The following is a 15,791-nucleotide window of genomic DNA, read 5'->3' on the forward strand; positions in this document are numbered from 1 at the left end:
TCCTACTCGGCCGGAACAGTGGTGGCCGGGACGGCGGGGCGGTCGGCTTCGGGATCGTATTTGGCTGTGCCCATCGGTGTTTCGGTGCGCAGCTTGCCCAGGATCGTGGCCCAGACATTGATCACCATCACCACGGCGCCGGTGAGATAGAGGGCGCCGCCGAAGGCCCGCAGCAGATACATCGGGTGCAGCGCGCTCACCGTTTCGGCGAAGCTGTTCACGAGGTAGCCGTCAGCCCCGTATTCGCGCCACATCAGGCCCTGGGTGATCCCCGCCACCCACATGCTGGCAGCGTAGAAAACGATGCCGGCGGTCGCGAGCCAGAAGTGCCAGTTGACCATGCGCAGCGAGTAGAGGCGCGAGCGGTTCCACAGCCGCGGGACGAGGAAATAGACTGCGGCGAAGGTGATCATGCCGTTCCAGCCCAGCGCGCCGGAGTGCACATGGCCGATGGTCCAGTCCGTATAGTGCGACAGGCTGTTGACCGACTTGATCGACATCAGCGGCCCTTCGAAGGTGCTCATGCCGTAGAAGGCGACGCTGATCACCAGCATGCGGATGATCGGATCGGTGCGGATCTTGTCCCAAGCGCCGTTCAGCGTCATCAGGCCGTTGATCATGCCGCCCCAGCTCGGCATCCACAGCATGACCGAGAAGACCATGCCCAGCGTCTGCGCCCAGTCGGGCAGGGCGGTGTAGTGCAGGTGGTGCGGGCCGGCCCAGATGTAGAGGAAGATCAGCGCCCAGAAGTGGATGATCGACAGGCGATAGCTGTAGATCGGCCGCTCGGCCTGCTTCGGCACGAAGTAGTACATCATCGCCAGGAAGCCGGCGGTGAGGAAGAAGCCCACGGCGTTGTGGCCATACCACCACTGCACCAGCGCGCCCTGCACGCCGCCGAACAGCGGATAGCTCTTCGATCCGATCAGGCTGACGGGGATGTCGAGATTGTTCACCACATGCAGCATCGCCACGGTGATGATGAAGGCGAGGTAGAACCAGTTGGCGACGTAGATATGGGGTTCCGACCGCTTGACGATCGTGCCCAGGAACACCGCGAGATAGGCGAGCCAGACGATCGTCAGCCACCAGTCCACATACCATTCGGGCTCGGCATATTCCTTGGACTGGCTGATGCCGAGCAGATAGCCGGTGGCGGCCAGCACGATGAACAGCTGGTAGCCCCAGAACACGAAGCGGGCGAGGCCGGGGAAGGCCAGCCGCGCGCGGCAGGTCCGCTGCACGACATAGAAGCTGGTGGAAATCAGCGCATTGCCGCCGAAGGCGAAGATCACTGCGGAGGTGTGCAGCGGGCGCAGCCGGCCGAAATTGAAGAAGGGCTCGATATTCAGCCAGGGAAAGGCGAGCTGCAGCGCAATGAACAGCCCGGCAAGGAAGCCGGCCATGCCCCAGAAGACGGTGGCGATCACGCCCCAGCGAACGGGATCGTCGTCATAGCGGCTCTCGTCGCCCGGCATGCGCAGGATACCCCGCGCCACGGCGGAAAAATCCGCCGAATAGACGTTCCAGACCAGGCCGATGAACGCCGCGATCGCGACGATGGTCATATGCGCGGCAAAGCCCGCATCCCGGGCCACGGCCACTCCGGCCACGGCCAACAGCACGAGGATGTACCAGATCCCCGTGCGCGTCATTAAAGCTTCCATGAGTCGGCGCCCCTTCAGTGTCTTCGCCGCCGTGCCCGCAGGCACGCCGATCGACATTGACGGAGGTCAATTGCTCAAAGGCAGGGGGATGGGCGGCCGGGTCAGTTGATGGCGGCAACCGGCCCATGCGGAATTGTCCCGGCCGCCTTGGCTGCCAAAAGCGCCGCTTGTTCCGATCGATTTTGGCAGATATGGCGTATTACAACGGCAACACGCCTTGAGGATGAATGCGGTGGATGGTTTGGTCGCCCTGGGCGGAACATTGGCCCTGCTGCTGATCGCCGGTTGCATCGTCGGTTTTGCGGATCGCCGGAACTTCGATCCTCGCTGGCTGATAGCTGCCGCGATGCTGGTGCTCGTGAACGACGCCTGCCTGACGAGCGCCTACGGCCTGATACCTGATGTGATCGGCGGGCAATGGAACTGGCAAGGCAAGCTGCTCGCCCTGTGTGCAACTCTTGCCATTGCGGCGCTACCGGCTTTCGGTTGGCGCAGGTCCGGCATCAGGCTTTCACAGGAAGCCGGCAGCCTCAAGGCGGCGCTCCCGGTCGCGATGCTCTATTGCGCTTTCTTTCTCGCCATTGCTCTCGCTTTCCCCGGCGGCAAGACCGATGGAGAAGAGGTCGCTTTCCAGCTCACCATGCCAGGCTTCGAGGAGGAACCCTTCTATCGCGGGATACTCCTGCTCGCGCTGGATCGCGCCTTCACCGGCCGGGTCCGCTTCCTCGGCGTAAGCTGGGGCTGGGGTGCGGTGCTGTCGTGCGGTCTGTTCGGAATGGCGCACGCGTTCGGCTTCTCCGACGGGCAGTTCTCGTTCGACGCGATGACGATGGCGCTCACAGCGCTGCCGTCTTTCATTGCCGTCTGGCTGCGCCTCAAAACGGGCAGCCTGCTCCTGCCCGTGTTCCTGCACAATTTCGGCAATTCTCTATCGCTTCTGGTCTAGAGGTTGCCCCTTGAGCCACAGCCTCGCTGATCTGCATCGGAGCGCCGGGGAAGATTGGCTGGGGCGGCAGGAGACGGAGACGAGGCTCCTGTGAGTCGCGAATCGTCCGGGTAATGGAGGAGCCAAGCCATTCTGGAGGGAAAGTCTCGCGCAGGCAGAGGCCCTGTCGATGACCGCAACTGTTATCATGCAGTGGCGCCGTCCGCCTCTCAGGCAGTTCCCGGCTGCGGAAGCTGTGGGGTGAACCAACAGGCCGCAGGGGCAGGTGCATTGCCTGCCTCGGACCATGACAGAGATGCGGGCCGCTGATGCCGCGCTGGGCCTGAGGGCCGTTCAGCGTGACAGGTTCATGCGCACTGTCCCAGTTTTCCTCTCTTCCACAGGACAAGCAGCCGATGATCGGCTCCGACGACAATCCGGATAGACAGCACCTGGAGAACAGCCGCCCGTTCGTCTGGGACCGCTCCTGCGAGGCTGACGAAGTACGGAGGTGGCAAGCTTCTTGCAAACCATCGTGCCAGCGCAAGTACTGCCCCGTCGCCCAGTTCCGACACCGGTCTCTGGTCTAGGCAGCTAGAGAGTCCCCACCGTTATGGTAGGGCAATGGGGCGCAGACCCGCTGCAAGCGGGGTGAGCACATGTAAGAGGAAAGTTAGCAACAGACCCGAACTTAAGTCTGCGCCGCCTTGTCTTGGCATCGGGACAGAAGCCGAAGCAGAGAAAAAGGTCCTACTGGTGCCCCTTCGGGGATTTCAGATTGTTCACCTTGGCCTTGATAGACCTTTTTTCGTAGACTCCCAACAGCACGTCTTCCAAGACGTCTGCTGCGTCGAACAGCGCTTCCTTGGAGACGGCCCCGCCGTGCGTTCCGAGGTTTCCAATGTACCGGAGGCCGTGCAAAGCGTCTTTGGCATCTGCGCCACTCGCAGTTCCTGCGTAGACATCTATGCGCTCGGCAAGGTCCATCCGAGCCGTTTTCCCGCTGCTCGTCAGCTTCTCTCGTGGTACTTTCTGGTCGTCCAAAAGCAGCTCAACGGCCGTCCGAAGCCTGCCTACAGCCGAAGAAAAATCGGTCCAGAAAAGCTGAAAAGCGAGTCGCAACTGTTCTCCCACCAAGTGTGGAGTCCTCTCCGGTATACGGAACAGTGGCGGTGCCGGAAAAACCGCACGGGGGCGTAGAACCTCGTCCTCAACCCAGCCGGAATAGTGATCTTCATCCACGTGGACGGTCACCAACTCGGTGTCGCCAGCCATTACGACCAGTTCGCCGCAATCGGCCTCGTCACAGCGCAAACGCGCACTGAACCTGCTGGCTATCCAACTCGGATCCCAGTCGTCGTGGCTGTGAGCCGCCGCTGAAAAGGGCGGCTCCTCCAAGCAAAATGACCCTTGGATGAGCTTCAGCTTGCCCGGCGCACATGTCGGACACGGCAGCCCTGGAAAGGAGTTCTGATCGAACAGTGTTTTCCAGACCGACCGATTCACTGACATGCTATCTCGTCCGATGAAAGCGACGCCCCCGGCCGACACTCGGGGCAACAAACGTGGCCCACAAACATGGCCCACACGAGTGGAGGTCTAAGGTCTAAGTGTTTGTTTTGTGGTAGTAGTTAGAAGTTGGCTGGGGCGGCAGGATTCGAACCTGCGAATGGCGGCACCAAAAGCCGCTGCCTTACCACTTGGCGACGCCCCAGCGGCCCGCGAGCGGGCGAGGCGCCCATATAGCGGCGCCTCGCGTGAAGGAAAGGGGGGTTTGGCGGGGCGTCAGAAATCCGCCTTCTTGCGCACCGGATCGAGCAAAGCCTTGTCCAGCGTATCGAAATCGCTGGCCGAATGGCGCTCCGCCAGGCCGCTTTGCGAATTGACGAGGCGGCCGCGGATGGCGCCGGGGCGGGCGTCGATCGCCTTCACCCAGCGGCCGACATTCTCGTATTCCTGCAGGCTGAGGAAGATGTCGCAGCGGTTGTAGGCGCCGTGATAGAGATTGCCGAGCCAGGTGTAGGCGGCGATGTCGGCGATGGAATAATCGTTCCCTGCCAGATATTCGGTCTTGCCCAGCTGCATGTCCGCCACGGAGAACAGCCGCTTCGTTTCCATTGCATAGCGATCGATGGGATACTTATAGCGTTCGGGCGCATAGACATAGAAATGGCCGAAGCCGCCGCCGATGGAGGGGGCGCTGCCCATCTGCCACATCAGCCAGCTGAGCACTTCGGCGCGGGCGGGGTTTGTCTTGGGCAGGAGATAATCGAACTTCTCCGCCAGATGCACCAGGATCGCGCCGCTTTCGAACACGCGGAAGGGCTGCGGCCCGCTGCGATCGAGCAGGGCGGGAATCTTGCTGTTGGGGTTCAGCTCCACGAAGCCGGAACCGAACTGGTCGCCGGCGAAGATCTTGATCATCCAGGCGTCATATTCCGCGTCCGAATAGCCGGCTTCCAGCAGCTCTTCGAACATGGTGGTGACCTTCACCCCGTTGGGTGTGCCGAGCGAATAGAGCTGGAAGGGGTGCTCCCCAACCGGCAGTTCCTGTTCCTGCCGCGCGCCGGCGGTGGGGCGATTGATGCCGGCGAACTGGCCGCCGTTCTCGGGATCGAAGGTCCAGACTTCGGGCGGGGTATAGACGTCGGACATCGTGTCGCTCTCCTGGCATCTGCGGTTTGGTTGGGCGGTAGATGGGTCATCGGCGCGCCGGCCGCAAGCGAGGAAAATCTATCCGCCGTTGCGCCCGGCGCTTGCGGGAACCGCTTGCGGATCGCGGCCGTTCACCCGTGCCATGGCAACACGCCCGACCAAGCTGATCTTCGTGGATGACGACCTTCCGGGGATCACGCGGCGCAAGGCGGGGCGGGGCTGGGCTTATTACAGCCCGGAAGGCGAGCGGATCACCGAACGCGCGGAGATCGACCGGCTCAATTCCATCGCATTGCCCCCGGCCTATGAGGATGCGTGGTTCTGCCCGGCCGACAACGGCCACATCCTTGCCACCGGGGTGGATGCCAAGGGGCGGAAGCAATATCGCTATCATCCCGATTTTCGCGCGCAGCGGGAATCCGAAAAGTTCGATTCCTGCCGCCTGTTCGGCGAATTGCTGCCGCTGGTGCGCCGCCGGGTGGAGGAAGACCTGGCCGGGCGGGAAGTGACCCGCAGCCACGCTATCGCCAGCGTGGTGCGGCTGCTCGATCTCGGCGTCGTGCGCATCGGCAATGAAGCCTATGCGCGGCAGAACAAGAGCTTCGGCGCCACCACGCTGCGCCAGCGCCATGCCACCGTGACCCGGGGCAGCCTGCGGCTGCGCTTCAAGGCCAAGAGCGGCAAGCAGCGCGAGGTGACGATCAATGACCGGCGTCTGGCTCATTTTGTGCGCAAGATGCAGGATCTGCCGGGGCAATATCTGTTTCAGTATCTCGGCGAAGATGGTGAGGTGCATCACGTCGGCTCGGCCGAGGTGAACGCCTATCTGTGCGAGACGATGGGCGAGCATTTCACCGCCAAGAACTTCCGCACCTGGCACGCCACCGCCGTCGCCTTCGGCCTGCTCGCCCACGCGAAGCAGCCGCTGACGATCCGCGCGCTGATGGAGGAGGTGAGCGAGAAGCTGGGCAACACGCCGGCGATCGCACGCAAGAGCTATGTCCACCCCGCCGTGGTTGCGCTGACGGAACGGCAGCTCAAATGGCGCGAGGCGCTGAAGCTGCCGCGCAAGACCCGCTGGCTCAGCCGCGAGGAGCGCGGCCTGCTGGCGCTGCTCGAACAAAGCCCCCCGGCCGAGGAACTGCTGGCCGCCTGAGCGCACCCCGGTTAGGCGTGCGGGAAAGGAGGAGGCAGATTATGGCGCAACTCTATAACGGCAAGTGGATGGACACGGCCCCGGCGGCCGAGGAAGTGGGCAAGGACGGGCAGTTCCGCCGGATCGACAGTGCCTTTCGCGACACGATTGGCGGCGATGCGGATGCGACCTATCCGGCCGAGGCCGGGCGCTATCACCTGTGGGCGGCACGGGTGTGCCCCTGGGCCTCGCGCGCGCTGGCCTTCCGGGTGCTGAAGGGGCTGGAGGATGTGATCCCCGTCCATTACGCGCTGCCCGGCCTGCCGAAGGAGGGCTGGACCTTCGCCGAAGGGCCGGACGGGCCGGTGGACGGCGGCTATCCGCTGCACCGCCTCTATACCGGGCACGATCCGCAGATGACGGGCAAGGTCACCGTGCCGGTGCTGTGGGACAGCAAGACCGGCCGGATCGTGAACAACGAAAGCTCGGAGATCATCCGCATCTTCAACACCGCCTTCGATGGCATCACCGGAAACCGGCTGGACCTCTATCCGGAGCCGCTGCGCCCCGAAATCGACCGCTGGAACGAGCTGATCTATCCCACGCTCAACAACGGGGTCTATCGCGCGGGCTTCGCCAGCAGCCAGCAGGCCTATGACGAGGCGGTGGCGGGCATCTTCCAAACGCTGGATGCGATGGAGGATCATCTCGCCGGCAACCGCTATCTCGCGGGCGAATATTGCACGGAAGCGGACTGGCGTGCCTTCACCACGCTGGTGCGCTTCGATGTGGCCTATCACGGCGCATTCAAATGCAACCTGCGCCGGATCGAGGATTATCCCGCGCTGCGCAATTATCTGCGCGAGCTGTATCAGTGGCCGGGCATCGCCGGCACCGTCAGCTTCGCGGAGATCAAGCAGGGCTATTACCAGCTGGCCGACAAGCACGGCATCGTGGCCATCGGGCCGGAACTGGACCTCACCACCCCGCATGATCGCGCGCGCCTGCCCGGCAAGGGCATCTGGACGCGATAGTGCGCGCGCCGGGCGGGTCTTGCATGGCGCATGCCCCTCCCGCAGAAGCGAGCGTGGACGGAGGAGGTGTGGCCGATGCAGGGTGATGCGGATCTTATCGTGGTGGGCGGCGGGTCGGCGGGGCTGGCCTGCGCCGCGCGGCTGGCCGAATCCGGGCTGAAGGTGCTGCTGGTCGAAGCCGGCAAGGGGCACAAGGACATCCGCCTGGCGATCCCCGCGCTGATGAGCGGCATCGTCCACAAGCCCGATTTCGACTGGTGCTATTCCGCCGAACCCGATCCCAGCGTGGGCGGCCGGCCCGATGTGTGGCCGGCGGGCAAGCGGCTGGGCGGCGGTTCCTCGATCAACGGGATGATGTTCATCCGCGGCCACCGTTGGGATTACGACCACTGGGCCGAACTGGGCGCCACGGGCTGGGACTACGACAGCGTGCTGCCCTTCTTCCGGCGCATGGAAGACAATGAGCGGGGGGCGGATGAATGGCGGGGGACCGGCGGCCCGATCGCGGTGTCCGAAGTCCGCTCCCGCTACGGCGTCACCGACGATTGGGTGAAGGCGGTGGAGCAGGCCGGCTATCCCCGCTCGCCCGATCTCAATGGCGAGAGGGCGGAGGGTGTCGATTACATCCAGCTTTCACAGCGTGGCGGGCTGCGGTGCTCCACCGCCGCCGGCTATCTGCGCAATCGCCCCGCCAGCCTGGAGATACTGCTGGAAGCGCAGGTGCTGCGGATCGAAATTTCCAATGGCCGGGCGAGCGGTGTGACGATTCGCCGCGGTGGGGAGGTGCTGACGCTCACGGCGCGCCATGGCGTGATGCTGAGCGCGGGCGCGCTCAACACGCCGCGCATGCTGATGCTCTCCGGCATCGGCCCGCCCGCGCATCTGGCGGAGCATGGCATCGACGTGGTGGCCGATCTGCCCGGCGTTGGCGCCAATCTGCAGGAGCATCCGGGCTGCCATCTGGTGAATGACGTTTCCGCTCACACGCTGAACGACGATGCGCGGGGCTTGGCCGGTGTCCGCCAATTGCTCGCATTGGCGGCGAGGAGAAGCGGCGCGCTTACCACCGGCATCGGCCACGCCCAGGCCTTCATCTCCACGCGCGAAGGGCTGCCGGCGCCGAATATCCAGATCGCCTTTTCCGCCTTTGCCTTCGATGTGACACCGCAGGGCAACCTCGCGCTGCGCGCCGATAGCTCGGTTTCCAGCTTCGTCGCCCTGATGCGCCCGAAATCACGCGGGCGGATCATCCTGCGCGGCAACGATCCGGATCTGCCGCCGCGCATCGAACACCGCCTGCTGGGAGAGGAAGAGGATGCGGCGCAGCTGGTCGAAGGGCTGCAGGTGGCCCGCCGGATCATGGCGCAGCCAGCGATCGCGGGCGAGGTGAAGGGCGAGGCGAGGCCCGGCGCCGCGGCCGACAGTGCCGAGGCGCTGCGCGGCTATGTCGGACTGGCGACCATTCCGATGTACCACCCCGTCGGCACGGCGCGGATGGGCGCGTCGGACGATCCCATGGCGGTGGTCGGCCCGGATTGCCGGTTGCGCGGCGTGGCGGGGCTGTGGGTCGCGGATGCCTCGATCATGCCGACCATTCCGCAGGGTAACACCAACGCCACCTCGATCATGATCGGCGAGAGGGCGAGCGCGCTGGTGCTGGAATCGCTGAAAGCGGCGCAGGCGGCGTGACCCGCGCCCGTGCAATCCTGAAGGCCGGCTTCGTCCTGCTGTGCGCGGTCATCTTCTGGCTGGCGGTGCGGCCGGGCTCCGGGGCGCCCACTCTGGGGTGGGACAAGCTGGACCATATGGCCGCCTTCCTCGTGCTCGCCGCCTATGCGCGGGTCGCCTGGCCGCGGGGCAGTGCGGTTGCCATCGTGCTGTCGCTCGCGCTGTTCGGCGGGCTGATCGAAATCGCGCAGTGGCAGATGGGCTGGGGCCGCGATGGCGACGTAATGGACTGGATCGCCGATGTGGCGGCTACGCTGGCCGGATTGGCGCTGGGCACGCTGGCCTGCCGCCTGTTGCCCCGGTGGTTGACCACCGGAGGGTAAGGCTCAGGACGAGCGGGGAGGGAGTGTGCGCGGATGGGCCGCTTAACCTTCCCGCCCCGCTTCGTCATCCCCGCCTGCGCGGGGATGGCGAGGGAAGGGCTGCACCCTGATCCGCTCGGCCTGAGTCTGTCGAAGGCGGCGTGCCGGCGCGGGCCGGATCAGTCCTTGTCCGGATATTCGTATTTGAACGGGTCGGTCACCGCCGGCTGCTTCGGCAGCGGTTCGCGCGGCAGGGTTTCGCTGTCATTCGCGGACTGCAGCAGCAGCCCCGCAATCACCACCGCAGCCTGGCGCATGTCGTCCATCTTCATGTGGTCGAGCGTGTCGATATTCGTGTGGTGCAGCCGCGCCGAATAATCGAGCGGATCCTGCACGAACTGGAAGCCGGGTAGGCCGATCGCCTGCAGGAACACGTGGTCGGTGCCGCTGGTGCTGCCCGATACCACCGCATCCGCGCCCAGCCCGGCGAAGGGTGACAGCCATTTCTTCAGCAGCGGTTCGGCCGCCACATTGCCTTCCGCATGGATGCCGCGCAGCTTGCCCGATCCATTGTCCATGTTGAAATAGGCCTTGAGATCGTAATAGCCGGGCTTGGCCTCCACCGGCCACAGGTCACCCCATTTGTAATAGGTTTCCAGCGAGGCGGAGCCGTCATCGCCCTTGCGGGTGACGAGGTGCTGGCGAACATAGGCGAGCGAGCCCAGCAGGCCCTGTTCCTCGCCAGACCACAGCGCGAAGCGGATCGTGCGCCGGGGCTTGGCGCCGATGGTCTTGAGGATGCGGGCCGCTTCCATCACTGCCAGGCTGCCCGCGCCATTGTCTACCGCGCCGTCGCCCATGGCCCAGCTGTCGAAATGTGCGCCCGCCATGACATAGCCGGCCTTGGGATCGGTGCCGGGGATTTCGGCAATGATGTTGTAGGCCATCGGATCGGTGTCGACGAAATGCGCGTCGCTGCTCAGCGCCAGCACGGGGGCCGGGCCGGTCTTGGCGAGGCGGGTGAGGCGGCGATAATCCTCCGCCGCCATTTCGAAGCCGGGCACCACCGGGCTCGAACCCTCGGCGAAGGTATAGCCGCTGCCGTGCAGCAGCTTGCCGTCGCGGTAGGATATCTTGACCATGGCCAGCGCGCCTTCGCTCTTCAGGAAGGAATCGAGCTGCATCGCCCATTCCAGCCGCTTGAGCCGGCGGTTGTCCGCATCCGGATCGTAATCGGGTAGGGCGATCTCGTCGCGCTTGGCGATCTCGCCCGCATCCAGCCGGCGGAAGGGGGCCTTGTCCGGCTCGTCACCCGTGCCCGGCAGGTCCACCAGCACGATCTTGCCCGCCAGCTTGCCGCGATAGGCATCGAAATGCTCCGGCTTGCTCATGGGGGCGACGACCACCGGCGCCTGCACCACTTGGCCGCCCGTGCCCGGTGTCCAGGCGATGGGCGCGGCGGTAAGCTGCAGCGGCCGCGGCGCGACCATGGTGGCGCTGGTGAAACTCGCTTCCCAGCCGCGGCCGAAATAGAAGCCTTCGCGGTGGACATTGCTCAGCCCCAGGCTGCGGAATTCCTCCAGCGCCCATTCTTCGGCACGCCGCATGGCGGGCGAATTGGTGAGCCGCGCGCCGATCCCGTCGAGCAATTCGCTGGCCGTTGCGGGAATGGCGCTGCGGTTCAGCCCCTCGTCCATGACCTCCGCCATCTCGGCGGGGTCGCCGGCAAGCGCCGGGTATGCGGACAGAGCGAGGAAGGCCGCGCCGGACAGCGCGAGAAGGTGTTTCGGATGCATGGTGCCCCCATGGTGTCGTGGCTGCGCAAGACGCGCGTTGGACCGGTGATGCACGCAAGCGGGGGCGGCGGCAAGGCGGCGGTGACGACCTAGAGCGGCGGTTCCGCTCGCACTGCCGCGGCGTGGCAGGGGCAAGTGCTTACGCTCTCCGACCGCTGGACGGCGCGGCCACAGTCGGGGCAGCTTTCGTGGCTGCCCGGCGCAAGCCCGTGGCCGACCGCCACGCGCGCGTCGAAGACGAAGCATTCGCCGTCCCACAGGCTTTGCTCCGTCGGCACTTCCTCCAGATATCTGAGGATGCCGCCCTGCAGGTGGAACACCTGCTCCACCCCTTCCGCCTTCAGGAAGGCGGTCGATTTCTCGCAGCGGATGCCGCCGGTGCAATACATGGCCACCTTCGGCGGCTTGCCCGTGCCGCCCAGCAGCCGCTCCCGCTCGCGGCGGAACCAGGCGGGGAAATCGCGAAAGCTTGCCGTGGCGGGATCGAGCGCGCCGCGGAAGCGGCCGATCGCCACCTCGTAATCATTGCGCGTGTCGATCACGATCGTCTCGGGGTCGGAGATGAGCGCATTCCAGTCCTGCGGCGGGACATAGGTGCCGACGCTCGCCAGCGGGTCCACCTCCGGCTGGCCCATGGTGACTATCTCCCGCTTCAGCCGCACCTTCATGCGGCCGAAGGGGAGGGCGGCGGCGCGCGAATATTTCACGTCCAGATCGGCGCAGCCCGGCAATTCGCGGATCGCGGCAATCACCGCGGCGATCGCCTCGTCATCCCCCGCAATCGTGCCGTTGATCCCCTCCTTCGCCAGCAGCAGCGTGCCGCGCAGGCCATGCCGCTCGCACAGCGCCAGCAGCGGATCGCGCAGGGTGGCGGGATCGGCAAAGGGCGCGAAGCGATACAGCGCGGCGACGCACACCGGCAGGCGGGCGGATTCTGTCATGGGGGGCGAGCGGCGGGAGGGGCTCAGCCGAGCCGCATCACCCAGCCGTGCTTGTCCTCGGCAGTGCCGCGCTGGATGGCGACCAGCCGCTCGCGCAGCCGGCTGGTCATCTGGCCCGGGCCGCCGCTGCCGATAGTGAATTCGCCGTCATGCCCGGCCACGCGCCCCACCGGCGTCACCACCGCCGCGGTGCCGCAGGCGAAGGTTTCCACCAGCCGGCCGCTTTCGGCATCGCTGCGCCACTGGTCGAGGCTGTAGCGTTCCTCGCGCACGGTCAGCCCTTCCTCGCGCGCCAGCGTCAGCAGGCTGTCGCGGGTGATGCCGGGCAGGATCGTGCCGCCCAGCGGCGGGGTGATCATGCTGCCATCGTCGAACACGAAGAACAGGTTCATGCCGCCCAGTTCCTCGATCCACTTGTGCTCCGCCGCGTCGAGGAACACGACCTGGTCGTGCCCGCGCTCGATCGCTTCGGCCTGCGGCACGAGGCTGGCGGCGTAATTGCCGCCGCACTTGGCCGCGCCCGTGCCGCCGGGCGCGGCGCGGGTATAGTCGCTGCTCACCCAGATGCTGACGGCCGGCGCGCCGGACTTGAAGTAATTGCCCGCCGGGCTGGCTATCACTAGGAATTTGTAACGCTTGGCCGGTCGCACGCCCAGGAAGGCTTCGGAAGCGAACATGAACGGCCGCAGATAGAGCGATCCGCCATCCACCTTGGGGAACCAGTCCGCATCCGCGAGGGTGAGCATCCGCACCGCTTCCACGAAGGTTTCCTCCGGCAGGGCGGGCATGGCGAGGCGCGCGGCCGAGGCGTTGAAGCGGCGGGCGTTCTCCTCCGGCCGGAACAGCGCCATGGTGCCGTCCGCCAGCCGATAGGCCTTCAGCCCTTCGAAGATTTCCTGCGCATAATGCAGCACCGCCGCCGCGGGATCGAGCGCGATCGGCTGCCGGGGGCCCAGCACGCCGCCGTGCCAGCCCTTGTCCTCGCTCCAGTCGATCGAGATCATGCGATCGGTGAACACCTTGCCGAAGCCCGGATCGGCCAGCACCTTTTCGCGCATTTCGGCCGGCAGGGCCATCGGCAGCGGTAGGGTCTTGATCTCGATAGGCGCGTCGGCGAGAGTCGCCATGTGTTCGTTCCTTGCTGTGGCGGCGCCTTTTATGGTTCGAAATTGCGCCGGTGCAACCAGAATTGTAATTTATGGCATCGGGCGGTGCCGTGCCGCCAAAGCGTTAGCCGCCAATCGCGCAAATGAGAAGGGCGGCCCCGGTATCCCGAGAACCGCCCTCCGCATGGTCAGCGGCCGGAAGTGCCGCCCACGAAGCCTTTATCGGCGAAAGTGAGGATTACCGATAATGCTCCGCGAAGGACTTAACCGACCTCCCTGCTGAACCATGAGACATCGGATCACCTCCTTTCGCGCTTGAAAGCCACGCCTGCCGTTTCACCGGCGGCCAGGCCCGCGTGCACCGCTGGCCTGTGTCAATATTTGAGTCACTGCAGCGCACAACGCAAGTCTTGCATTTGTTTTTTTCCCCGTCAGAATCGAGACTTCGCGCTTTCGCCGGCCAGCCCGTTCTGCAGGGTTAGCGGCAATCCTCCACCACCCGCGTTATTTCCGGCCATGCCGGCACGTAGAGCGGCGGCAGGCCAGCCACCTCCACGGCGAAGCGTCCCCGCGAAAAGGCGATTGCATCCAGCAACTTATCTCGCGCGGGAAGGGTGGCGGTGATCGTGGGTTGCTCCGTGCCGGTGGGCCGCGCGTCGACCACGCGGTCGAGCGTTTCGGCGCGGATGCGCATGGGCAGCGCCGCCGCCGCCCGGCCCGAACGCACGATGGCGACCGTCCCTGCCGCCCGGTCGCAGCGCAACATCAGCCGCGCTTCGGACTGCGGCTCCCCGAACAGCGCGGTCCCGCCGCCGGCGCCGGGGCGATAGCTCCAGTCCCCCGGCGCCTGCGGTGCGTCCATCCAATTGTCATAGGTGGGCGTCGGCACGTCCTGGGTCACCGGCGCGCGGCTCGGCGACGGGGCGGGCCTCGGCGCGGGGGTCGGTTCCGGCGCCGAGGGCACGCAGGCGGCGAGCGCGAGGGACGCGAGGCCAGCGGCGGACAGCCCGACTCCCCGCGAGAAGCGGTGCGAGAACAGGCGCGACTTCAACTGCATGCCGTCAGCACGCGGTCGATCGCGCTCCGGCCGGGTACGCGCAGCGGCTGGATGTCCGGCCCGCTGATGGTGATCAGCGCCGCCGGATCGGCGAAGCTGGCGAAGGTCGGCTGGCTGCGATCGACCGAAGCCTTCACCCCGCCGTCGCCGCTGGCGGCCATGCTCAGCCCCACCTTCATCTCGCCGGCTTCGATCCGGTAAACGCCCACCTTGGCCGCGGCGTCGGCGATCGTCAGCGCCAGATCCTTGCTCGCGCGGTCGCAGGTGAAGGTGAGGGTCGGCACCTCCGGCGTTTCGCCATAGGTGGCGCGGGTCCCTTCGGCATTCTCGCCCACTTCCCAGCGGCCGGGCGTCAGCGCCGTGCCGTCGGCCGCCACGGTCGGCTGGACGGCCGGCGTCAGCACCGGCGTGGGGCTGGGCGTCGCTTCCTCCGCCTCATCGCGTGAGGAACAGGCGCCGAGCGCAAGGGCGGCAGCGGCAGTGAGGGGCAGGGCGGCACGAAGCCGGGCGCTGGTAAAACGCATTGGAATGTCCTCATCTCGTGTCAGAGCGGCCGGACGAAAGGCATGTTGGCGCAACTAGCGCTGGCCTGCCCGGTTCCGCCGCCCTATCGCCGCCGGATATGACAGCGAAACGGCGGATCGATCAGCTGCTCGTGGAGCGTGGGCTTGCCGAAAGCCGCGCCCGCGCGCAAGCGCTGGTGATGGCCGGGCTGGTGTTCGCGGGCGAGGCGCGCGTGGACAAGCCGGGCCAGCAGGTGAAGGCGGATGCGCCGATCGAGGTGCGCGGGCGCGACCATCCGTGGGTGGGGCGCGGCGGCGTGAAGCTGGCCCATGCGATCCAGGCCTTCGAACTCGATCCCACCGGGGCGGTGGCGATGGACATCGGCAGCTCGACCGGCGGCTTCACCGAAGTCCTGCTGGAACACGGCGCGGCGCATGTTTTTGCCGTGGACGTGGGCACCAACCAGCTGGCCTGGAAGCTGCGGCAGGATCCCCGCGTGACGGTGCTGGAACAGACCAACGCCCGCGCCCTCACGTCCGCGCAGATCGACCGGCCGTGCGGCTGGGTGGTGTGCGATGCCTCCTTCATCTCGCTGGCCAAGGTGCTGGAGGTGCCGCTGCAGCTGGCGGCGCGCGAATGCCGGCTGGTCGCACTCATCAAGCCGCAGTTCGAAGTGCGGCGCGAGGAAGTGGGCAAGGGCGGCATCATCCGTGATCCGGCACTGCATGCCCGCGTCTGCGCCGAAGTGCGTGGCTGGCTGGAGGACGGCGGCTGGCAGGTGCAGGGCATCATCGAAAGCCCGATCAAGGGCACGGAAGGCAATGTGGAGTTCCTGATCTCCGCCTTTCGGGCATAAACGTTCCATCGCGGGGCGGAACCGCTTGGCACAAGTTGCGCCGCAGCGAAGCGCCCGCCAATATCGCGGGCGAATCGGCAGGAGA

At 66.0% G+C, this 15,791-nt stretch carries 14 protein-coding genes and 1 tRNA gene; 6 read left to right on the plus strand and 9 right to left on the minus strand.

Annotated features, from left to right (window positions below; genetic code table 11):
- Positions 1 to 2: 2 nt before the first annotated feature.
- Positions 3 to 1,667, minus strand: coding sequence for a cytochrome-c oxidase, cbb3-type subunit I (ccoN, locus tag AEB_RS07475; RefSeq protein WP_119084526.1), 1,665 nt, complete (start codon positions 1,665 to 1,667; stop codon positions 3 to 5).
- 223 nt (positions 1,668 to 1,890) lie between these two features.
- On the opposite strand from ccoN, the gene AEB_RS07480 reads away from it, so the two are divergent.
- A complete protein-coding gene (locus AEB_RS07480) occupies positions 1,891 to 2,613 on the plus strand; it encodes a CPBP family intramembrane glutamic endopeptidase, BDIM_20840 family (protein ID WP_442858059.1) in 723 nt (240 codons plus the stop codon).
- 729 nt (positions 2,614 to 3,342) lie between these two features.
- On the opposite strand, the gene AEB_RS07485 is transcribed toward AEB_RS07480, so the two are convergent.
- The 3 genes from AEB_RS07485 to yghU all read right to left on the minus strand — a co-directional run bounded on the left by AEB_RS07485 (position 3,343) and on the right by yghU (position 5,247).
- Complete coding sequence (locus AEB_RS07485; RefSeq protein ID WP_231958956.1) at positions 3,343 to 3,990, minus strand: DUF4145 domain-containing protein; 648 nt, start codon at positions 3,988 to 3,990, stop codon at positions 3,343 to 3,345.
- Between the two features lie 241 nt (positions 3,991 to 4,231).
- A tRNA-Gln gene (locus AEB_RS07490) sits at positions 4,232 to 4,306 on the minus strand.
- 71 nt (positions 4,307 to 4,377) lie between these two features.
- The gene (yghU, locus tag AEB_RS07495; protein ID WP_119082622.1) at positions 4,378 to 5,247 is read right to left on the minus strand and encodes a glutathione-dependent disulfide-bond oxidoreductase; all 870 of its coding nucleotides are present in this window, start codon (positions 5,245 to 5,247) and stop codon (positions 4,378 to 4,380) included.
- 142 nt (positions 5,248 to 5,389) lie between these two features.
- On the opposite strand from yghU, the gene AEB_RS07500 reads away from it, so the two are divergent.
- The 4 genes from AEB_RS07500 (at position 5,390) to AEB_RS07515 (ending at position 9,467) form a co-directional block, all read left to right on the plus strand.
- Positions 5,390 to 6,403: a DNA topoisomerase IB gene (locus tag AEB_RS07500; protein WP_119082623.1), complete on the plus strand. Its 1,014-nt coding sequence runs from the start codon at positions 5,390 to 5,392 to the stop codon at positions 6,401 to 6,403.
- 41 nt (positions 6,404 to 6,444) lie between these two features.
- Complete coding sequence (locus tag AEB_RS07505) at positions 6,445 to 7,416, plus strand: glutathione S-transferase family protein (protein ID WP_119082624.1); 972 nt, start codon at positions 6,445 to 6,447, stop codon at positions 7,414 to 7,416.
- A 75-nt stretch (positions 7,417 to 7,491) separates the two neighbouring features.
- Entirely contained in the window at positions 7,492 to 9,105 is a 1,614-nt protein-coding gene (locus tag AEB_RS07510; RefSeq protein WP_119082625.1) for a GMC family oxidoreductase, read from the plus strand.
- Positions 9,102 to 9,467: a hypothetical protein gene (locus AEB_RS07515; protein WP_119082626.1), complete on the plus strand. Its 366-nt coding sequence runs from the start codon at positions 9,102 to 9,104 to the stop codon at positions 9,465 to 9,467. Before AEB_RS07510 ends, AEB_RS07515 begins: the two co-directional genes overlap by 4 nt.
- Before the next feature lie 158 nt (positions 9,468 to 9,625).
- Here AEB_RS07515 and AEB_RS07520 read toward each other — a convergent pair whose 3' ends face one another.
- The 5 genes from AEB_RS07520 to AEB_RS07540 all read right to left on the minus strand — a co-directional run bounded on the left by AEB_RS07520 (position 9,626) and on the right by AEB_RS07540 (position 14,870).
- Positions 9,626 to 11,242 carry a M20/M25/M40 family metallo-hydrolase gene (locus tag AEB_RS07520; RefSeq protein ID WP_119082627.1) on the minus strand — a complete coding sequence of 539 codons (1,617 nt, stop codon included), beginning with the start codon at positions 11,240 to 11,242 and terminating at the stop codon, positions 9,626 to 9,628.
- Positions 11,243 to 11,331: 89 nt separating this feature from the next.
- Positions 11,332 to 12,183, minus strand: coding sequence for an oxygen-dependent tRNA uridine(34) hydroxylase TrhO (trhO, locus tag AEB_RS07525; RefSeq protein ID WP_119082628.1), 852 nt, complete (start codon positions 12,181 to 12,183; stop codon positions 11,332 to 11,334).
- A gap of 23 nt (positions 12,184 to 12,206) precedes the next feature.
- Positions 12,207 to 13,310 (minus strand): branched-chain amino acid aminotransferase, encoded by a 1,104-nt coding sequence (locus AEB_RS07530; RefSeq protein WP_119082629.1) that lies wholly within the window; start codon positions 13,308 to 13,310, stop codon positions 12,207 to 12,209.
- Positions 13,311 to 13,767: 457 nt separating this feature from the next.
- Positions 13,768 to 14,346: a hypothetical protein gene (locus AEB_RS07535; protein WP_119082630.1), complete on the minus strand. Its 579-nt coding sequence runs from the start codon at positions 14,344 to 14,346 to the stop codon at positions 13,768 to 13,770.
- Positions 14,337 to 14,870, minus strand: coding sequence for a hypothetical protein (locus AEB_RS07540; RefSeq protein ID WP_119082631.1), 534 nt, complete (start codon positions 14,868 to 14,870; stop codon positions 14,337 to 14,339). The genes AEB_RS07535 and AEB_RS07540 overlap by 10 nt, the downstream gene beginning before the upstream one ends.
- 98 nt (positions 14,871 to 14,968) lie before the next feature.
- On the opposite strand from AEB_RS07540, the gene AEB_RS07545 reads away from it, so the two are divergent.
- Positions 14,969 to 15,706 (plus strand): TlyA family RNA methyltransferase, encoded by a 738-nt coding sequence (locus tag AEB_RS07545; RefSeq protein WP_119082632.1) that lies wholly within the window; start codon positions 14,969 to 14,971, stop codon positions 15,704 to 15,706.
- The last annotated feature ends 85 nt before the right edge of the window (positions 15,707 to 15,791 follow it).

Origin of the sequence: Altererythrobacter sp. B11, from assembly GCF_003569745.1 — a bacterium.
Lineage (GTDB): Bacteria > Pseudomonadota > Alphaproteobacteria > Sphingomonadales > Sphingomonadaceae > Croceibacterium_C.